Consider the following 19,384-nt stretch of genomic DNA (forward strand, 5'->3'; position numbering starts at 1 on the left):
GTGGCTCGATCTCCCGCCTGCGCTTCATGCTCCGGGCCGCCATTCGTACTTTTCTAACCAACAATTGACCCACCCTGATCCGTTCTCACGCCAAGCCCGTTTCTCGCATTCGGGAGAAATCATTCGATGTGGCAAGCCCTGACCTGTCTGCCTGCGGAGCATGACCTCAGCTACGTCTTGGCTGCGGCGCTCGTCTGTGTGCTGGGCTCGCTGCTGTCGATGCGGTTGTTGGCACGGGTTCGCCGCAATACCGGCATGCGGCGGCTGCACCTGCTGTTCCTGTCCGGACTGGTTGCGGGCGGCACCGTCTGGACCACCCATTTTGCGGCCATGCTCGGCTACAACGCGCCGGTCGCGCGTGCCTTTGAGCCGGCGCTGTCGTTTGCTTCGCTGATGATTGCCGTGATCCTGGCCTGGATGGGGTTCTTCATGACGACCCGCACCCGGCTCGGGCCCGCGGTCGAGGGCGGCGGCGCGATCTTCGGTCTCGGCATCGCCGCAATGCACTACACCGGGATGGCGGGGTTCGAGATTCCAGGTGTGCTCGGCTGGAACTACCCGCTCGTTGCATTGTCTGTCGTGTTCGCGGCGGGCTTTGGCGCTGTGGCCGCCAACCGCATTGCGCGGCCGATCACGCGCTTCTGCAAATATGGAGGCACGCTCGCGATGATCCTGGCGATCGTCTCGCTGCATTTCACCGGTATGGCTGCCGTGACGATATACCCGGTCTTCGACATCGCCGTGCCGCTGCAGACCCTGTCCGACACCTTCATGATCACCAGCGTCATCGTCGGCGTCAGCCTGATCATGGCGATGGGGGCGTCGGCGTATGCGATCGACCTGCAGGCCGCCAATGAGGCGACCGAGAGCTACAAGCATCAGGCGATGCATGATCCGCTGACCGGACTGCCGAACCGCAACGGGCTGGCGCAGCGGTTGACTGATCTGCTGTCCGGCCGCGTCGACGACACCGCGCGCGTCGTCGTGCTGGCGATCGATCTCGACCGCTTCAAGGACATCAATGACGTGCATGGCCATGTCGGCGGTGATCATCTGCTACGTCAGGTCGCCCGGCGTATCTCGGCCGAGTTGCAGCAGGGGAGTTCCTGGCCCGGATCGGCGGTGACGAATTCGTCGTCGTCAAGAGCGAGATCTTCGCGCGCGGCGAGGCGGTGAAGTTCGCCGAGCGGCTGCGCAAGGTCGTGCTCGAGCCGGTCGAGTGGCAGCATCAGACCCTTGCGGTCGGTTGCAGCATCGGCGTTGCCCTGTTTCCCGAGCACGGGCAGACGAGCGAGTGTCTCACCCAGCGCGCCGATCTTGCGATGTATCGCGCTAAGAGCCTCGGCCGCGGCAAGATCTGCACCTATGAGCCGTCGATGGACGAGGCCAGCCGCGCCCGCGCCGAGCTTGCGATCGATCTCAAGCGCGCATTGATCGGCAACGAGCTGGAGCTGTACTATCAGGTCCAGAACGATACGCAGACCGGAGGGATCGTCGGTTTCGAAGCCTTGATCCGCTGGAACCACCCGCAGAAGGGGCGCATCCCGCCGGATGCCTTCATTCCGATCGCGGAAGAGACCGGCCTGATCATCGAGATAGGCGACTGGGTGATGCGGACGGCCTGCCAGACCGCCGCGCGTTGGCGCCTGCCGTACAGGGTCGCGGTGAACGTGGCCCCGATGCAGCTCAACCACGATTTGTCGCGGCGGGTCGCGGAAATTCTGAAGGAGACCGGGCTGCCGCCGGCGCGGCTGGAGATCGAGCTGACCGAGAGTGGTATCATCGCCGACCGCCAGCATGCGCTGCAGGTGGTGCTCGCCCTGAAGAGGATCGGCGTGACCGTCGCCATGGATGATTTCGGCACCGGCTATTCCTCGCTGTCGACGCTCCAGGCCTTCCCGTTCGACAAGATCAAGGTCGACAAGAGCTTCGTCCAGGCGGTCGAGACCAGCGTGCATGCGGCCGCGATCGTCAAGGCGACGCTGCTGCTCGGGCGCAGTCTCAACATCCCCGTGCTGGCCGAGGGTGTCGAGACCACGCGTCATCTCGATTTCCTGCGCGAGGAGGGCTGTGACAGCGTGCAGGGCTATCTGTTCGGCAAGCCGATGCCGGTTGATGTCGTGAATCGCATGATCGACGACCAGAAGATCCTGGAACCTGCTGAAGCGCAGCACGCGCAGGCCATACGCAGGCCGGTCGCTGCGGCCTGAACTCTCGCCGGCACTTGAGTGCCATCGTCTTGAAGGCCTAAGCTGCGACCTCGCATCCCCTCCGGAAAATGTCGCATGCAACACAAATCCGTCACCACCGATGTGCTTGAGATCGCCTATCTCGACTACGGCACACCCGACGGCTGGCCCTGTATCATGGGCCACGGCTTTCCCTATGACGTGAATGCCTATGCGGAGGCCGCTCCGATCCTCGCGCTATCAGGCGCGCGGGTGCTGGTGCCCTGGCTGCGCGGCTACGGTCCGACGCGGTTTCGTTCAACTTCGACGCTGCGCTCCGGCGAGCAGGCGGCGCTGGGCGCCGATCTGCTCGCCTTCATGGACGCGCTCGGCATCGAACGTGCGGTCCTCGGCGGCTATGACTGGGGTGGACGCGCGGCCTGCGTCGTCTCGGTGCTGCATCCCGAGCGCGTGATCGGACTCGTCACCGGCAATTCCTACAACATCCAGAACATCGCCCGTGCGATGGAGCCGGCCTCGCCGCCGGAGGAAGCCGCGCTCTGGTATCAATATCTCTTCCACAACGAGCGCGGCCGCCGCGCGCTCGAGCCGCAACCGCCGCGGTTTCGCCCGCCAGCTCTGGGCGATGTGGTCGCCGACCTGGGCCTTCGACGACGCGACCTTCGACAAGAGCGCGGCGTCGTTCGACAATCCCGACTTCGTCGACGTCGTGATCCATTCCTACCGCCACCGCTACGCGCTGGTGGCGGGGGATCCCGCCTATGCCGCGATCGAGGCAAAGCTCGCCGCGCAGCCGCCGATGCGCGTGCCGACCATTGCGATCGACGGCGACAGCGACGGTGTCAATCCGGGCACCGCGCACCATGCGAAGAAATTCGAGGGCTTCTTCGAGCGGCGCGTGTTCGCCGGGGCCGGCCATAACCTGCCGCAGGAACGGCCCGCCGAATGGGCGCAGGCTGTGCTGGATGTGCGCGAGGCGGCGGAGCGCGGCTGAGTTTCCTAAGAAACGCCGCGCCTGAACCGCCGCATTCGATCTTGATTTGCGTCAATGTTGCTATCGGTGAGGGCTGCTCTGCTGCCTGTCGTCCCGGTCCGGTTCATGCTATCCTGAAGTGTGCCCCCGGGCTTCGCATGCAGGAGTGGCGTCATGACAAGTGCTTCGGATACATCTCATCATTCAAGCCTCGGCTCCGGCATTGCGGTGCTGCGTGCCAAATGGGGCTGGATCGTCGCGCTCGGTGTCGTTTATCTCATCGCCGGCTTCGTCGCGCTCGGCAGCGTGGTGATGGCGACGGCGGCGAGCGTGATCGTGGTCGGCGCCATGATGATCGTCGCCGGCGCGGCCGAGATCATCGGCGCATTTCAGATGAAGAGCTGGGGCAAGTTCCTGATCTGGGCCTTGCTCGGCGTGCTCTATGTGGTCGCGGGCTTCCTGACCTTCGAGAACCCGCTGTTCGCGGCAGTGCTGCTGACGTTCTTCCTCGGCGCATCGCTGATCGCCTCGGGCGCGGTGCGGCTGTTCCTCGCCTTCAGCATGAAGCGCGAAAGCCCGTGGGTCTGGGTGGCGCTCTCGGGCGCCATCACGCTGCTGCTTGGATTGCTGATCGTGGCGCGCTGGCCTGTCAACAGCGTCTACATCCTCGGCCTGTTCCTCGGCATCGACCTGATCATGGCCGGCGCGGGCTGGATCAGCCTCGGCTTCAGCCTGAAGCAGCGGCACTAACCAGCAACTCGACGCAAGACCATCTTGCAGAACTCCGCTGATCTGACGCGCTGACAAAAAGCAGCGCGTCGCGCCGTCGCTTCGCCGCGCGGCGAAAATCACCGGGGAGAAACCATGAGAGCCGCTTTGGCCCTGGCTGCAGCGCTGGCTGCCGCCTGCTTGTCGACATCCGCTTCTGCGCAAAAATCCTACGGACCCGGTGTCAGCGACACCGAGATCAAGATCGGCAACACCATGCCCTATAGCGGCCCGGCATCGCCGCTCGGCATCACCGGCCGGGTGATCTCGGCCTATTTCGACGAGGTCAACGAGAAGGGCGGGGTCAACGGCCGCAAGCTCAATCTCATGTCGCTCGACGACGCGTTCTCGCCGCCCAAGACCATGGAAGCCGCGCGGCGTCTGGTCGAGGGCGATGGCGTCGCCTTCATCTTCGCCACCATGGGCACCGCGCCGAGCTCGGCGATCGCCAAGTACCTCAATAGCAACAAGGTGCCGCAACTGTTCCTGATCAGCTCGGCCTCGAAATGGAACGACCCGGCCAACATGCCGTGGTCGATGGCGCTGCCCTGGGCGCCGAACTACACCAGCGAGGCCGCGATCGACGTCGCCTATGCCCGCGCCAAGAACCCGAATGCGCGCTTCGCGGTGCTCTACCAGAACGACGACGCCGGCAAGGAATATCTTCGCGGCGTCAAGGAAGCGCTTGGTGCGGATGCAGACAAGGCGATCGCGATGGCTTCGAGCTTCGAGGTCACCGATCCCACCGTCGATTCCCAGGTGCTGACGCTGGCGAGCACCAAGGCCGACGTCTTCATGATCTATTCCGTGACGCCGCGCGCCTGCGCGCAGGCCATTCGCAAAGCGCATGAGGTCGGCTGGCAGGCGACGCGCTTCCTCGCTTCGGGCTGCGCCAACAAGGCGACCGTGATGGTGCCGGCCGGGCTCGATGCCGGCAAGGGCGTGCTGTCGCTCGGCTCGCTGAAGCCGTTCGTCGAGCAGCCGAAGGACGATCCGGCGATGTCGGCCTATATCGACTTCGTGAAGAGGCGGCTGCCCAATGCCGACATCAACAACGTCGCCGCGCTCTACGGCTACACGGTTGCCGAGGCGCTGGTGGTGGTGCTGAAGCAGTGCAAGGACAATCTGACGCGCGAGAACATCATGGCGCAGGCGGCAAACCTGAAGAAAGTGCCGCTGTCGCTGCTGCTGCCGGGCATCACGCTCAACACCACGCCGCAGGATTTTCGCCCGATCAAGGACGGCTATATGCTTCAATTCGACGGCAACGACTGGGTCGTGGCGAGCGAACTGCTGCGGGGGACGTGAGGCACTGTGAGTGGCGAGCGGCCGCAGAGACGATTAACCCTCTCCCCTTGTGGGAGAGGGTGGATCGCCGCAAAGCGGCGAGCCGGGTGAGGGGTCTCTCTCCGCGCGTCGTCTCTACATTTGAACTCGCGGATACAACCCCTCATCCGGCGCTTCGCGCCACCTTGTCCCACAAGGGGAGAAGGGAAGAGGAGAACACCATGGACTTTCAACACTCCGCACGATCGCTAGAGCTTCAGGAGCGCGTTCGCCATTTCATGCGGACGCATGTCGAGCCGGTCGAGGAGCTCTATTACGAGCAGGTGAAGCCGGAAGCGACGCGCTACAGGACGCCGCAGGTTCTTCAGGACCTGAAGCGGCTGGCGCGGGAGCAGGGGCTCTGGAACCTGTTCCTGTCAGGAGAACACGGTCCCGGGCTGACCAATCTCGACTACGCGCCTATGAAGGAGATCATGGGCCGCATCCTTTGGGCACCCGAAGTATTCAACTGCTCGGCGCCCGATGTCGGCAACATGGAGGTGCTGGCGAACTACGGCACGCCCGCGCAGCAGGAGCGCTGGCTGAAGCCGCTCCTGGACGGGCGCATCCGCTCCGGCTTCTCGATGACCGAGCCACAGGTCGCCTCCAGCGATGCCACCAACATCCAGTGCGAGATCAAGCGCGACGGAGACAGCTACGTCATCAACGGACGAAAATGGTTCACCTCGGGCGCGATGAACGAGGATTGCGAGATCCTGATCGTGATGGGCAAGACCGCGCCTGACGATCCCGACCGCCATCGCCAGCAGTCCATGATCCTGGTGCCCAGAAAAACGCCGGGCGTGCGCATCGTTCGCGACATGCTCACCTACGGCTACGACGACGCGCCGGTCGGCCACCCCGAGATCGTCTACGAGAACGTGCGTGTGCCCGCCGACAACATCCTGCTCGGCGAAGGCCGCGGCTTCGAGATCGCGCAGGGCAGGCTCGGGCCTGGGCGCATCCATCACTGCATGCGCCTGATCGGCTGCGCCCAGCGCGCGCTGGAATTGATGTGCCAGCGCGCGGTCTCGCGCGTTGCTTTCGGCAAGCCGCTCGCCGAGCAGGGCTCGGTCAAGGAGGACATCGCAAATTCGTTCTGCGAGATCGCGCAGGCCCGGCTGTTGACCTTGCAAGCCGCCGACAGGATGGACCGCGAAGGCAACAAGGCCGCGCGCGACCTGATCGCCGCGGCCAAGATCGTGGTCCCCAGCATGGCCGCCCGTGTCATCGATCGCGCCATCCAGATCCACGGCGCCGCCGGTGTCTCGCAGGATACGTTCCTGGCCCGCGCCTATGTCTACGCACGTTTCATCCGCATCGGCGACGGACCGGATCAGGTGCATCTCGCCGCCGTGGGCAAGGCGCTGATCAAGCGCGGCGGTGTGATGGCGTAGGCAGACAGCTTTCTGGGCGTTCGCGCAAAAATCGGGGCTCGCATCTAGCCGCAAGGTAGCATGGTATGCTTTGATGCACCGGATTCTTAGGTGCGTCACTGCCGACGTTGTTGCGCTCGGCACATCAGCGGCAGGTCAACAATGTACAGTTTTGTCTCGGGCAGCCGGACCTCCGGCACGCGGTCCATCGCGGCCATTTTCGCCTCCATCCTGACGATTCTGATCGTCTGGAGCGGCCGATCCGCCCTTGCGGCAGTCGAGCCGTTTCCTGCGGATTTCAGAATCGAGCGTATTTCGGTCAACGGCGTCACCCTGCATGTCCGCATTGGCGGAAAGGGACCGGCGGTCGTGCTCCTGCACGGCTTTGCCGACACCGGCGACATGTGGGCGCCGCTCGCCAAGGCGCTCTACAAGGACCACACCGTGATCGTTCCGGACCTGCGCGGGATGGGGCTGTCGTCGCAAGCCGCAGGCGGCTACGACAAGAAAAACCAGGGCGTCGACATCGCCATGGTCATGGACAAGCTCAACGTCCAGAAGGCCGATCTGGTGACTCACGACATCGGCAACATGGTGGGCTATGCGCTGGCGGCGCAATATTCCGATCGCATCACCAAATGGGTCGTCATCGACGCGCCGCTGCCTGGTATCGGTCCCTGGGACGAAATCCTGAAGAGCCCCATGCTGTGGCACTTCAATTTTCGCGGGCCTGACGTCGATCGCCTGGTCAAGGGCCGCGAACGCATCTATCTCGACCGGTTCTACAACGAGCTGTCGGCTGATCCCAAGGCCATCGACGAGGCGACGCGCAACCATTATGCGAAGCTGTACGCCCGGCCCGGCAACATGCATTACGCCTTCGAGCAATTCGCCGCGTTCGGGAAGGACGCCGCCGACAACAAGGTCTTTGCCGGAACCAAGCTGAACATGCCGATCCTTGCCCTTGGCGCCGAAAAGTCCTTTGGCAATCAGCAAGCTGCGATCATGCGCGACGTCGGCACCAAGGTCGACGGCGGCATCATCACCGGCTCCGGGCATTGGATCATGGAAGAGCAGCCGGCGCAGACCGTGAGCAAGGTGCGCGCTTTCCTCGACGGGAAATGACGGGCAGGCCGCTCGGCTTTTCCCAATAGCATGTCAAGGCTCGTCCTTGGCGGCCCTCGCGAAACCGCAACACTTCGACCATCGCTTCGAATGCAACCAGGGCGATGGTTCAACGCCGCGCGAAACAAATGCTGATTGCGTGGTGACGGGCAAGGCGCTGATCAAGCGCGGCGCGTCAGGCTTCCTTTGCCCAGCAACGATCATCGACGTGCCCGCTGTCGCGCGCGATTGCGGTTTTCGCGGATGTCGGCGCAGCGCGCTTTTGCCGCCGGCACGTAAGACTCCGGACGTGGCGCCAGGAGTCATGCTGCTGACTCATTCCCTGTCTTAGACAGCGGCAACGAAAACACCGTGCGGAGCCGCTCTGGTTCCCACGACGGTTCCGCAGCCAAGGGGTTGGCTCAGAATCTGCAAACGACTGGCGCAAGTTCGATACGCTTCCGCGTTCGCTTGGCCAGGTCTGCAGCGTCGGGAACCGGACGATCGAAAAAATCAAAGGAGATATGATGGTGTTCCGGCTCGAGCGCCGCATTTTGCGGCGCCCTTGTTGTGCTTGTCGTGACCGTGCCCGTTGCTCGCAGTGAAGCAACCGAGGTTCGTTCCAGTGCCGTGGTCGATGCCGCCTCCGGAGATGCGGTCGTTGGCGCAGCATCCACGTATAATCCGTTCAAGCCCGGCAAAGAGGAGGGCGGCCCGACCACGGCGTCCGGGGAGCGTTACGATCCCGAGGTCTGGACGGCTGCAATCAAGACGAGCCTGCGTCAGAAATTCGGCGGGGTCCAGTTCGGGGCGCGACCGACATTTGCCCTCGTCGAGGCGGTCGGCAAGAAAGTCATCGTCAAGATCAACGACGTGGGGCCGCTCAAGCCCGGCCGAATCATCGACCTCAACGAACGGACGATGCGCCATTTCGATCCGGGCATGGAGCTCGGCGTCATTCCTGACGTCACGGTCAAGCCGCTCTCCGGCGACGATTGGACGCCCGGGCCGATCGGCTGAAACTCAGCCGCGTTTCCGGCGCGGCGCGTGATGGCGTAGCGCATCGACGGTCACCTTGAACGCCGCTGAGTTCTGCCGCGCGGTCGGATAATAGATATAATGGCCATCGAACTTCGGCGACCAGTCGTCGAGCACGATGACGAGTTCGCCGGCCCGGATTTGCCGCTGCCATCGCGACATCATGTCGACTCGCTCCCGTCATCATCCATTCAAATTCCGTTGCTAGTTTCCCACGTGACGATTGGTTCGCCGGATGTACGCGGGCCACATCGCAAGCCCCGGCATCTTTGCTGGGGTTTCTCGTTTGGCATTGCGGGATGAGCCGCAATGCCAAACGAGGAAGTTCAACCCGCCGGGATCTCGTCGAGCGGCCAGATCGGCCGGCGGACTTTTCGGTAGGTCAGCTTGTTGTTGTCGAAGGTGGCGAGGCCGCCGCTGTCGGCCAGGATCACCTCCTTGGCCATCGGCCCGAAGCCGGCGCGGAAGTGGTGCGCGGACTTGACCACGACGATCCGGAATTGAGCCGGCTCCGCGCCGAGAATGCGGAACATTTCCTGATCGTAGGTCTGCAGCGTGTTGGTCGAAATCGCGATGGAGATGCCGTTGACCTCGAGCAGGGCCGCGGGCCCGAGCGTCATGGGCTGGCCGGCATTCATCGGGCCCTCGCAGACGAAGGCGCCGTCCGAAAGGCCGGTCACCCGCCCGGTCAGCGTGAGCGGAGGTCCGTAGCTGGCGGGATGGCGCTTGGCGCCGACGACGACATCCAGGCTGGCACCAAGGCCTGCTTCGTGGCAGCGGGCGGCGGCTTCGGGATCGCCTAGGACGCCGAACAGCACGCCTTCGACCTCGGCGTGCAGCAGCGCCTCCAGCAGGCGGACGCCATCGCCATAGGCGCCCGAGCCCGGGTTGTCGCTGAAGTCGGCGATCACGAGCGGACGGGTATCCGCGTCGTCCGTTGCGGCTGCGACGGCAAGCCTCGTTGCGGCCGGCAGATCGAGTGCCGTGACGGTGACTTCGGCGCGCCGGCGGACCATCTCGTCGTTGAGCGCGGTCGCGGCCTGCCGCGCGGCCGCCTCGGCGGCGTTGTGGGAGGCATCATAGGTGACCTGGACGCTGGGGCCGACCTCGGCAATGTCCGAGCGGCTGAAGCCCGCGCAGACATCGACGGACAGCAGGCCGGGCGTTTGCGCCTGCATGTCCGCTGCGCGCGCCAGCAGGTCGCTCATCACGCCGCCCTGGGTGCGGCCGTGATTGCAGCCGTCGAGCAGAGGTCCCTGCAGGCGGAACACCTTTGGGCGGGTCTTGCCGTCCATCGCCGATTGCAGCAGTTCGGCGGCGCGGAACGCCGTCTCATATTGGTCGATATGTGGATAGGTGCGATAGGGCAGCATGATGCTGGCGAGCCGGCCCATGCGTTCGGTGACGTTGGCATGCAGATCGAGCGTCACCGCGATCGGGATCGTGTCGCCGAGACGCTTGCGCAGGCCTTCCAGCAGCGCCCCCTCGGCGTCGTCGTCGGTCTCGGTCACCATCGCGCCGTGCAATGCGAGGATGACGCCGTCGAACGGTCCCGCTTCGCAGGCCTCGTAGACCAGGCGCTGCAGCTCGTCCCAGCACTCGGCTGTCGTCTTCCCGGATGGGGTCGCCGCGGCGGCGATCGGCTGCACCAGGGTCCAGCCGAAACGCTTGGCCGCGGCCAGATGCGCGGCGATCTCCATCCTGGTGTCGGCCAGCGCCGCGGCGATCTCGCCGTCCAGCAGAAATAGCCGCTTGCGATAGTCCTCGAGCGTGGTCGGAACGATCGAGAAAGTGTTGGTCTCGTGGGCAATCTGCGCCGAGAGAACGCGCCGCGTCTGGCTCATGGGATTCCTTCTTGGTCTTGCTTTTACAGTTTGACGAAAGCTCAGTCGCGCCGGCGCACGTTGATCTCTTGCCGCGATGGATCAGTATCGCGGGACGGGGAAAAACGCCAATGAGGATGAAGTGCGTGGCTGCTATGTCCGCAGTTGCCTCGTCCTTCGAAAAGACGCGCTTCGCGGTATCCTCACAGGATGAGGCTGAGCAGCAGCGGCGGACGTGGCGCTACCCCGCCTTGGCGCGACGTCCATCCGCCGCGCCCGACCGCAGGTTCTGGAAGAACTTCTCCACCTCGCGCGACAGCGTGTCCGCCGTCGTCGTCAGGCTGCTCGCCGCGGTCAACACGGATGCTGCCGCCGTGTCGGTCTCGCCGATGGCGTCGCGGAGCGAGGTGATGTTGGCCACAAGCGTCTCATTGCCCTGGGCCGCCGATTGCGCATTGGAAGAGATCTCGCGGGTTGCCTGGTCCTGCTGGCTGACGGCGCCGGCGATGGCTGTCGTGACCTCGTTGATCTCGTGGACCGCGCCGCCGATCTCGCGGACGGCATCGACCGCGTTTCGGGTGGAGACCTGGATCATCGCGACGTTCTCGCTGATGTCGGCGGTCGCCTTCGCGGTCTGTCCCGCCAGCGCCTTGACCTCGTGCGCGACGACGGCAAAGCCGCGGCCGGCGTCACCGGCGCGCGCGGCCTCGATGGTGGCGTTGAGCGCGAGCAGGTTGGTCTGCTCGGCGATCGCCTGGATCAGGCTGAGCACGCCGTCGATGCGCTGCGTGGCGGCGGCAAGACTCTCGATCTCGGCGATCGATTTCTCGGTGCGCTGGCCGGTCTGCTCGACCGCGCCGGCGCTCTGCCGGACCTGACGGCCGATCTCCTCGACGGAGGCCGACAGCTCTTCGGCCGCGCCCGCCACTGCGGTGACGTTGTGGGAGGCCTGCTCGGTCGCGTTCGCCGCCGTGCCGGCGCGGCTGCTCGCATCCGCGGTGACGCGGGTGATGGTCTGCGCGGTCTCGCGCATGACCGAGGCGTTGTCGCTGAGGCCGCGCATGATCGCGCCGATCGCCTCGCGGAACTCTTCGACGGATTGCTCGATATGGCGCGCGCGCTGCTCGCGCGCGGCCGAGTCCTGCGACACCTGCGAAGCCAGATTGCGGTTGCGGCCCATCGCGTCCTGGAAGATCTGGATGGCGCTTGCCAGCGCGCCGATCTCGTCGGCGCGGTCGGCGTATGGCACCACGACATCATCGGCGCCGTCCGCGACCCGCTTGATGGTCGCCGTGATGGCGGAAAGGGGGCGGGCGATCGAGCGGGCGATGATGACGATGCCGATCACGACCAGCGCCAGCGCCACGCCGCCGAGGCAGGTCAGCACGAAGGACAGCGTGCGATTGGTCTCGGTCTGCTGCGCGATCTGTCTGGCGCGCTCGGCGTAGACCTTGGACAGCGCCTCGAGATCCTTGTTCAGCGCCGAGCGCACGGCGCGGTTGGCGTCGTTGTCGCCCCATTCGCGGCCCGCGGCCGCGTTGATTTCGACGCCGCGGCGCACCAGCTCCTTGCGGAAGTCGACGAACTGCTCGATGCGCTTTTTGAAGGTGGCGAACTGTTCGGCGTCGTCGGCTTTGACGATGCCCTCCCAGCCTTTCACGACGTTCAGGATCTGCGCGTTGAACTTGAGCAGGCCCTCGCCGTATTTCTTCACCACGGCCGGTTCGGCCGACATGTAGACGCCGCGCGATTCCATCACGACGGCATAGACCAGCGAGTTGACCCGCTCGACGTTCAGCGCCGCGGCGTTCGCCGTCTCGATCGCGCTCGTCAGCTCGGCGTTGCGGCGGCTGTTGGTGTCGGACAGCAGCGCGATCGCGGCGGTGAGCAGCGCGAACAACGCGAAGATCGCGTAGAGCTTGGTCGCGAGCGTGAAGCGGCCTGCCAGGCGAGTGGCATTCCCAGATCGGTCTGATGTCATGGTGTCCTGGGACCCGAATGGCCGTGAGCGGCCGGAAAGCGCGATGGTGAGAAATGCTGCAGAACTATGCAGAACGAAGGTGGACACGGCGTTAACGCGGCGGCCTGGCCCCTCGTCTTTGGTCCAAAGAAAGGTAAGTTATTTCAGTGTCTTGGCTCCCTCGTATCGATTTCCGGCAGGCCCGCCCGGGAATGGCCCGGAGTGCCCCGAATTTCGGCGTGCGCACCGGCCGTCAAGCGCGTATTCGATTCCAGGTCGGTCACTGGCCGACGAACTCCGGAGGGGCCTTTGGTCTACCGCCACACCATCGACGCCACGATCTATACATTCCCTGATATGCGCGACCTCCTCGCCAAGGCCACGCCGCCGCGCTCGGGCGACCGGCTGGCCGGGGTTGCCGCAGGGAGCGCCGAGCAGATGATCGCGGCACGGATGGCGCTTGCCGATGTTCCGCTTGGGCAGTTCCTGCAGGAAGCCGTTATTCCCTACGAAGCCGACGAGGTCACGCGCCTCGTGATCGACAGCCATGACGCAGAAGCCTTCGCGCCCGTGGCCTCGCTCACGGTCGGCAGCTTCCGCGACTGGCTGTTGTCGGATGCCGCCACGCCCGAGATCCTGCGCAAGCTGGCGCCCGGCGTCACCCCGGAGATGGCCGCCGCGGTCTCCAAGTTGATGCGCAACCAGGATTTGATCCTCGCCGCGCGGAAATGCGAGGTCACCACCGCCTTCCGCAACACCATCGGCCTGAAGGGGCGGATGAGCACGCGGCTCCAGCCCAATCATCCCTTCGACGATGCCAGGGGCATCACCGCCTCGATCCTCGACGGCCTTTTGCTCGGTGCGGGTGATGCCTGCATCGGTATCAACCCCGCCAGCGACGACCCGGCCGTGATCGCTCAATTGCTGCGGCTGCTGGACGAGATCATCGCACGGCTGAAGATCCCGACCCAGGCTTGCGTGCTGACCCACGTCACGACGACGCTGTCGCTGATCGGCCAAGGCGTGCCGGTCGACCTCGTCTTCCAGTCGGTCGCCGGCACCGAGGCCGCCAACCGCAGCTTTGGCATCGACCTGGCGCTTCTGAAGGAAGGGCAGGAGGCCGGGCTGTCGCAGAAGCGCGGCACGGTCGGCCAGAACGTGATGTATTTCGAGACCGGGCAGGGCTCGGCGCTTTCGGCCAACGCTCACCATGGCGTCGACCAGCAGACCTGCGAGGCGCGCGCCTATGCCGTTGCACGGGCCTTTGCGCCCCTGCTGGTCAACAGCGTAGTCGGCTTCATCGGCCCGGAATATCTCTACGACGGCAAGGAGATCATCCGGGCAGGGCTGGAGGATCATTTCTGCGGCAAATTGCTCGGTCTGCCGCTCGGGACCGACATCTGCTACACCAACCATGCCGAGGCGGACCAGGACGACATGGACAATCTGCTGACGCTGCTGGCGGCTGCCGGCGTCACCTTCATCATGGGGGTGCCGGGCGCGGACGACGTCATGCTGAACTATCAATCGACGTCGTTTCACGACGCGCTCTATGTCCGCGACGTCTTCGGCCTGCGCCGCGCGCCGGAATTCGACGACTGGATGGTGCAGGCGGGCCTGGCGGGCGCCGATTTCCGGCTCGCCGGCGATGCAGGCCTGCTGCCCGATTTTGCCTCGCGGCTCATCGCGTGACGTGGCGGCAGCAACTGACCCTGAGGGAAACCATTGGTCGCTTTCGGAATTAAGCTCTTGCCACAATATTGAGAAATTCCGGCGACAGCATTACGCTATGCGTATGGCTGGCAATTTCCGCAGCTATGTGGGCGTGGCGGGGGAGCTTTAATGCGAGCTGAAAGTAACGGTACGACCCGGCGGATTCTATGCGTGTTCCCGCGGTATACCTCATCGTTCGGAACGTTCGAGCACTCCTATCCGCTCACCGACGGCGTCAGCGCCTTCATGCCGCCGCAGGGGCTTTTGCTGCTCGCAGCCTACCTGCCCGAGGAGTGGCAGGTTAAATTCGTCGACGAGAACCTCCGCCTCGCGACCAGGGACGAATTCGACTGGGCCGAGGCCGTCTTCGTCAGCGGCATGCACATCCAGCGCCAGCAGATGAACGACATCTGCCGCCGCGCCCATGCGTTCGACCTCCCGGTCGCGCTCGGCGGGCCCTCCGTCAGCGCCTGCCCGGATTATTATCCGTCGTTCGACTATCTCCATGTCGGCGAGCTCGGCGACGCCACCAACCAGCTCATCGAGATCCTGTCGCGCGACACCTCGCGCCCCGAACAGCAGGTCGTCCTCACGACCAAAGACCGGGTGCCGATGACGGAGTTTCCGATCCCGGCCTACGAGCTTGCCGACGTGAAGAAATACATGCTCGGCAGCATCCAGTATTCCAGCGGCTGCCCTTATCAGTGCGAGTTCTGCGATATCCCGGGCCTCTACGGCCGCAATCCGCGCCTCAAGTCGCCGGAGCAGATCATCGCCGAGCTCGACCGCCTGCGCGAATGCGGCATGACCGACACGGTCTATTTCGTCGACGACAATTTCATCGGCAACCGCAAGGCGGCGATGGATCTGTTGCCGCATCTGATCGAATGGCAGAAGCGGACCGGCTACGTAGTGCGGCTCGCCTGCGAAGCGACGCTCAACATCGCCAAGCGGCCCGAGATCCTCGAGAAGATGCGCGAGGCCTATTTCATCACCATCTTCTGCGGCATCGAGACGCCGGATCCCGACGCCTTGAAGGCGATGCAGAAGGATCACAACATGATGGTCCCGATCCTGGAGGGCGTGCGCACCATCAACTCCTACGGCATGGAGGTGGTGTCCGGCATCATCATGGGGCTCGACACCGACAAGCCGAAGACCTCCGATGCGCTGCTGGCTTTCGTCGAGGAATCCCAGATTCCGTTGCTCACCATCAACCTGCTCCAGGCGCTGCCGAAGACGCCGCTGTGGGACCGGCTGGAGCGGGAAGGGCGTCTGATCGAGGACGACGGCCGCGATTCCAACGTCGATTTCCTGCTGCCCTATGACGACGTCGTCGCGTCGTGGAAGCACTGCATGGGCGTCGCCTACGAGCCCGAGAAGGTCTTTGCGCGCTTCCAGTATCAATGCGACCACACCTATCCCCACCGGTTGAAGATGCCGGTTTCGGACGAAATGAAGACATGGCGCAACATCAGGCGCGGCCTCGTCATGCTGCGTAACATCTTCTGGAAAGTCGGTGTGCTCGGCGACTACAAGCGCGTGTTCTGGAAGTTTGCGCTGGGACGGATCAAGCGCGGCGACCTCGAAGGCCTGATCGGCTGCACCCTGATCGCGCATCACCTCATCACCTTTGCGCGCGCGGCCTCCAGCGGCAAGCAGAACGCATCGAACTATTCGATCCGGCTGCGCGAGGCCTCCGTTCCCGCCGAATGATGCGACATGTCTGATCCGGCCGTCCCCCGCCGCCCGACCCTCGATCTGCGGTCGCTCACGCCCGCGCGCGTCGCGCTCGGACGCAACGGCGCGAGCGTGCCGACGCGCGCGCTGCTCGATTTCACACTGGACCATGCCCGTGCCCGCGACGCCGTGCATGCGGCGTTCGATGCGCCGCGACTGGTATCCGATCTCCGCGCGCTTGGCCTCGTCGTCACCGAGGCGCGGAGCCAGGCGTCCGACCGCAGGGACTATCTGCGGCGGCCTGATCTTGGACGACAGCTCGATGCCGATTCGGCGCAGCTTCTGGCGCGAGGTGCCTCGCAGCCGTGTCGGCTCGCGGTCGTGATCGGCGACGGCCTGTCGGCGGCGGCGGTCCATGCCCATGCGGTCGAGCTAGTGAAGCACCTGCTGCCGCTGCTCGCAGAAGCCGATGGCGTCGCGATCGGCAATGTCGTCGTCGCCTCAGGCGCGCGCGTCGCGCTCGGCGACGAGATCGGCGCGATTCTCGGCGCGCAGATGGTGGTGACGCTGATCGGCGAGCGGCCGGGCCTGTCCGCACCGGACAGTCTCGGCGCCTATCTGACTTTCGCGCCGAGGCCCGCCCGCACCGATGCCGAGCGCAATTGCGTGTCGAACATCCACAAGGCCGGGTTGAGCTATGACGAGGCGGCGTTCAAGATCGCCTGGCTCGTGCGCGAGGGGCTGGCGCGGGAAGCAACCGGCGTGGCGCTGAAAGACGAGAGCGCGGACCGGGCGCCGCGTCGAATTGGCACGGCTTTGCCCGAATGACGGGCATTCCGGCAAAATCGCCGCATCTTGATCGGTTGGGCCACCCTTCGCCTGCTTGCGAGAAGAGTGATTGACCTGCTAAACCCCTTCCGGCGATTTTCCGCGCATTTTCAACGGGCAAGACCCCCATTGGTATGGCATTTTCAAGCCGTTCGCGGGGCGCAACAAGCTCACAGACCGAGCCGATTTAGGAACTGGACAAGGCATGCTCGAAAAGCACAGCGAGAGTGAGGTTCATGTCGAGAAGGTCGAGCAGGGACCTGCGTCCTCGATCGCCTTCGGGCTTGAGCGCATCGGGCTGATCGCCGTCCGGGCGCCGATCGTTTCCTGCATCGTCCTGCTCGTGCTGATCGTCGGCGCCGTGTTCGGTATCCACCGGATCAAGATCGACGATTCGCTGTCGCAGCTGTTCCGCTCCGACACCCGCGAATTCCGCCAGTACGAAGAGGTGACGAAGAAGTTCCCGGCCGAGGAATTCGACGTGCTCGTGGTGGTCGAGGGTAAGACCCTGCTGGCGCGGAACAACCTAGAGAAGCTGCGCGACTTCGTCACCGACCTGCAGCTCGTCGAAGGCACGCGCGGCCTGGTCTCGCTGTTCTCGGCGCGCCAGGCGCCGGCGCCTGGCAAGTTGCCGGCGGCGCTATTCCCGTCCGAGCTGCCCGAGGGCGCGGCCTATGACAAGTTCATCGAGACCGTCAAAAACAACGAGATCATCCGCGGCAAGCTGTTGTCCGAGGACGGCACGCTGGCGCTGATCGTGCTCTCGCTCGATCCGGAGGTGGTCGCTTCCAACAAGCTGACCAAGACCGTCGGCGACATCCGCGCGCTGATGAAGGAAGACCTCGGCGATACCGGGCTCAACGTGCAGCTCTCCGGCGTCCCGGTGATGCAGCTCGAGATCCGCAACGCGGTCGAGCGTGACGGGCTCACCTACAATATCCTCGGCATCCTCGCCGGTTGCGTCATCGCCATCATCTTCTTCCGCAAGGTCTCCTTCATGGTGGCGGCGGCGTTCCCGCCGATGATCGCGATCCTGCTGGCGCTCGGCGCGCTCGGCTGGGCCAATTTCAATCTCAACATGTTCCTGAACGTGATGACGCCGCTCATCATGGTGATCAGCTTCTCGGACTCGATGCAGCTCACATTCGCCGCGCGCGACCGGCTGATCGCAGGACAGGACAAGTTCACCGCGTTCAAGAACGCGGTGCTGGTGGTGGGCCCGGCCTGCGTGCTGACGCACGGGACCGCCGGCATTTCCTTCATCGCGCTCCAGTTCTCCGACTCCGACCTGATCCGCAAGTTCGGCGAGGCGGGCCTGGCCGCCACCATCATCGCGCTGGTCGCGGTGCTGTCGCTGGTGCCGGTGTTCGGCGTGCTGCTGGTGCGAAACGAGAAAGTCTTCGCGACCAAGTTCCAGAGCGCCGATGCCGGCGTCCAGGCGCTGCGCAATTTCTGCTACTGGATCGCGGTGCGCATGGTCGGCCGTCCCGGTCTGTTCAGCCTGATCGCGGTGGTGTTCGTCGCCGGCCTCGGCGTCATCTACGCCAACCTGGAGCCGCGCTACCGGCTCGCCGACCAGGTGCCGGACAAGCGCCAGGCGGTTGCCGCCAGCGACCGGCTCGATGCCAAGCTCACCGGCGCCAACCCGGTCAACGTGCTGATCCAGTTCCCCAAGGGTGAATCGCTCTACTCGCCGGAGACGCTGCAGACCATCGCGGACGTGCACGCAATCGTCGAGAAGACCGCGGGTGTCGGCAACGTCTGGTCGCTCGAGACGCCGCGCCGCTGGCTCGCGGAAAAGGCCGGCGGCTCCGACGTCGCGACACTCAAGGAATATGTCAGCGTCATTCCCGAGCATCTGGTGCGGCGCTTCATCGATGCCCAGCAGGACGCCGTCGTGGTCGCAGGCCGCGTGCCGGACAAGGATTCCAGCCAGCTTCTGCCGATCGTCGACAAGCTCGATTCCGAGCTAGACGCCGTCCGAAAGAAGCACCCGGGCTACGAAGTGGCCGTGACGGGTCTTGCCGCCATCGCCGCGCGTAATTCGGCCGGCATGATCGAGAAACTCAACCACGGGCTCACCATCGAATTCGCGCTGGTCGCGATGTTCATCGGCCTGGCGTTCCGATCATGGGTCGTGATGCTCGCCTGCATCCTGCCGGGTATCTTCCCGGTGGTGATGTCCGGAACGGTGCTGTGGGCGATGGGTGAGGGACTCCAATTTGCCAGCGTCGTCGCGCTCACCGTCTCGTTCGGCCTGGGCTTGAGCGCCACCATCCACTTCCTCAATCGCCTCAGGCTGGAGAGCAAGCCCGGCGTCGGTTCGGCGCTCGCCGTGGAGCGGGCGACCGTACTGGTCGGCCCGGCGCTGATCCTGACCACGCTGGTGCTGGCGTGCGGCCTCGTCGTCACCGTGTTCTCCGACCTGCCGTCGCTGCGGCTGTTCGGCTGGCTCAGTGCCTTCTCGATGGTAATGGCCCTCGTCGCCGATCTCTTCATCCTGCGGCCGACGGCGATGTGGCTGATCAACCTGCACGGCAAGCTTCAGGGACCGGACAAGCCGGCGATCTGACAATTCGAGACCGACGCCACGGTCCGCATGGAAA

The 19,384-nt window shown here is 64.7% G+C and carries 13 protein-coding genes and 2 pseudogenes; 12 read left to right on the plus strand and 3 right to left on the minus strand.

Annotation, left to right across the window (positions count from 1 at the left end):
• The first annotated feature begins 126 nt into the window (after window positions 1-126).
• The 8 genes and pseudogenes from ACQ86E_RS24400 to ACQ86E_RS24435 all read left to right on the plus strand — a co-directional run bounded on the left by ACQ86E_RS24400 (window position 127) and on the right by ACQ86E_RS24435 (window position 8,756).
• Window positions 127-2,210 (plus strand): annotated as a pseudogene (locus ACQ86E_RS24400) (putative bifunctional diguanylate cyclase/phosphodiesterase).
• A gap of 75 nt (window positions 2,211-2,285) precedes the next feature.
• Window positions 2,286-3,183: pseudogene (locus ACQ86E_RS24405) on the plus strand (alpha/beta fold hydrolase).
• Window positions 3,184-3,336: 153 nt separating this feature from the next.
• Window positions 3,337-3,912, plus strand: a complete 576-nt coding sequence (locus ACQ86E_RS24410; protein WP_431202155.1) for an HdeD family acid-resistance protein — start codon at window positions 3,337-3,339, stop codon at window positions 3,910-3,912.
• Window positions 3,913-4,026: 114 nt separating this feature from the next.
• Window positions 4,027-5,238 carry an ABC transporter substrate-binding protein gene (locus tag ACQ86E_RS24415; RefSeq protein WP_431202156.1) on the plus strand — a complete coding sequence of 404 codons (1,212 nt, stop codon included), beginning with the start codon at window positions 4,027-4,029 and terminating at the stop codon, window positions 5,236-5,238.
• A 200-nt stretch (window positions 5,239-5,438) separates the two neighbouring features.
• The gene (locus tag ACQ86E_RS24420; RefSeq protein WP_431202157.1) at window positions 5,439-6,653 is read left to right on the plus strand and encodes an acyl-CoA dehydrogenase family protein; all 1,215 of its coding nucleotides are present in this window, start codon (window positions 5,439-5,441) and stop codon (window positions 6,651-6,653) included.
• A gap of 141 nt (window positions 6,654-6,794) precedes the next feature.
• Window positions 6,795-7,757, plus strand: a complete 963-nt coding sequence (locus ACQ86E_RS24425; protein WP_431202158.1) for an alpha/beta fold hydrolase — start codon at window positions 6,795-6,797, stop codon at window positions 7,755-7,757.
• Window positions 7,758-7,803: 46 nt separating this feature from the next.
• Complete coding sequence (locus tag ACQ86E_RS24430) at window positions 7,804-8,088, plus strand: hypothetical protein (RefSeq protein WP_431202159.1); 285 nt, start codon at window positions 7,804-7,806, stop codon at window positions 8,086-8,088.
• Between the two features lie 227 nt (window positions 8,089-8,315).
• Window positions 8,316-8,756: a septal ring lytic transglycosylase RlpA family protein gene (locus ACQ86E_RS24435; RefSeq protein ID WP_431202160.1), complete on the plus strand. Its 441-nt coding sequence runs from the start codon at window positions 8,316-8,318 to the stop codon at window positions 8,754-8,756.
• 3 nt (window positions 8,757-8,759) lie between these two features.
• On the opposite strand, the gene ACQ86E_RS24440 is transcribed toward ACQ86E_RS24435, so the two are convergent.
• The 3 genes from ACQ86E_RS24440 to ACQ86E_RS24450 form a co-directional block, all read right to left on the minus strand.
• Window positions 8,760-8,939, minus strand: coding sequence for a hypothetical protein (locus ACQ86E_RS24440; RefSeq protein WP_431202161.1), 180 nt, complete (start codon window positions 8,937-8,939; stop codon window positions 8,760-8,762).
• A 161-nt stretch (window positions 8,940-9,100) separates the two neighbouring features.
• Window positions 9,101-10,618: a M81 family metallopeptidase gene (locus ACQ86E_RS24445; RefSeq protein WP_431202162.1), complete on the minus strand. Its 1,518-nt coding sequence runs from the start codon at window positions 10,616-10,618 to the stop codon at window positions 9,101-9,103.
• A gap of 220 nt (window positions 10,619-10,838) precedes the next feature.
• Window positions 10,839-12,578: a methyl-accepting chemotaxis protein gene (locus ACQ86E_RS24450; protein WP_431202163.1), complete on the minus strand. Its 1,740-nt coding sequence runs from the start codon at window positions 12,576-12,578 to the stop codon at window positions 10,839-10,841.
• Between the two features lie 288 nt (window positions 12,579-12,866).
• On the opposite strand from ACQ86E_RS24450, the gene ACQ86E_RS24455 reads away from it, so the two are divergent.
• The 4 genes from ACQ86E_RS24455 (at window position 12,867) to ACQ86E_RS24470 (ending at window position 19,350) form a co-directional block, all read left to right on the plus strand.
• Complete coding sequence (locus tag ACQ86E_RS24455; RefSeq protein WP_431202164.1) at window positions 12,867-14,249, plus strand: ethanolamine ammonia-lyase subunit EutB; 1,383 nt, start codon at window positions 12,867-12,869, stop codon at window positions 14,247-14,249.
• 150 nt (window positions 14,250-14,399) lie between these two features.
• Complete coding sequence (locus ACQ86E_RS24460; RefSeq protein WP_431202165.1) at window positions 14,400-15,986, plus strand: B12-binding domain-containing radical SAM protein; 1,587 nt, start codon at window positions 14,400-14,402, stop codon at window positions 15,984-15,986.
• A 6-nt stretch (window positions 15,987-15,992) separates the two neighbouring features.
• Window positions 15,993-16,778 (plus strand): ethanolamine ammonia-lyase subunit EutC, encoded by a 786-nt coding sequence (gene eutC, locus ACQ86E_RS24465; protein WP_431202166.1) that lies wholly within the window; start codon window positions 15,993-15,995, stop codon window positions 16,776-16,778.
• 205 nt (window positions 16,779-16,983) lie between these two features.
• Complete coding sequence (locus ACQ86E_RS24470) at window positions 16,984-19,350, plus strand: efflux RND transporter permease subunit (RefSeq protein ID WP_431202167.1); 2,367 nt, start codon at window positions 16,984-16,986, stop codon at window positions 19,348-19,350.
• The last annotated feature ends 34 nt before the right edge of the window (window positions 19,351-19,384 follow it).

It is taken from the genome of Bradyrhizobium betae, from assembly GCF_050632175.1.
Lineage (GTDB): Bacteria > Pseudomonadota > Alphaproteobacteria > Rhizobiales > Xanthobacteraceae > Bradyrhizobium > Bradyrhizobium betae_B.

Coding starts and splice junctions, on each gene's coding strand:
- ACQ86E_RS24410 (WP_431202155.1), top strand. CDS start 3,337: ATGACAAGTGCTTCGGATACATCTCATCATTCAAGCCTCGGCTCCGGC.
- ACQ86E_RS24415 (WP_431202156.1), top strand. CDS start 4,027: ATGAGAGCCGCTTTGGCCCTGGCTGCAGCGCTGGCTGCCGCCTGCTTG.
- ACQ86E_RS24420 (WP_431202157.1), top strand. CDS start 5,439: ATGGACTTTCAACACTCCGCACGATCGCTAGAGCTTCAGGAGCGCGTT.
- ACQ86E_RS24425 (WP_431202158.1), top strand. CDS start 6,795: ATGTACAGTTTTGTCTCGGGCAGCCGGACCTCCGGCACGCGGTCCATC.
- ACQ86E_RS24440 (WP_431202161.1), bottom strand. CDS start 8,939: ATGATGTCGCGATGGCAGCGGCAAATCCGGGCCGGCGAACTCGTCATC.
- ACQ86E_RS24445 (WP_431202162.1), bottom strand. CDS start 10,618: ATGAGCCAGACGCGGCGCGTTCTCTCGGCGCAGATTGCCCACGAGACC.
- ACQ86E_RS24450 (WP_431202163.1), bottom strand. CDS start 12,578: ATGACATCAGACCGATCTGGGAATGCCACTCGCCTGGCAGGCCGCTTC.
- ACQ86E_RS24460 (WP_431202165.1), top strand. CDS start 14,400: ATGCGAGCTGAAAGTAACGGTACGACCCGGCGGATTCTATGCGTGTTC.
- eutC (WP_431202166.1), top strand. CDS start 15,993: ATGTCTGATCCGGCCGTCCCCCGCCGCCCGACCCTCGATCTGCGGTCG.
- ACQ86E_RS24470 (WP_431202167.1), top strand. CDS start 16,984: ATGCTCGAAAAGCACAGCGAGAGTGAGGTTCATGTCGAGAAGGTCGAG.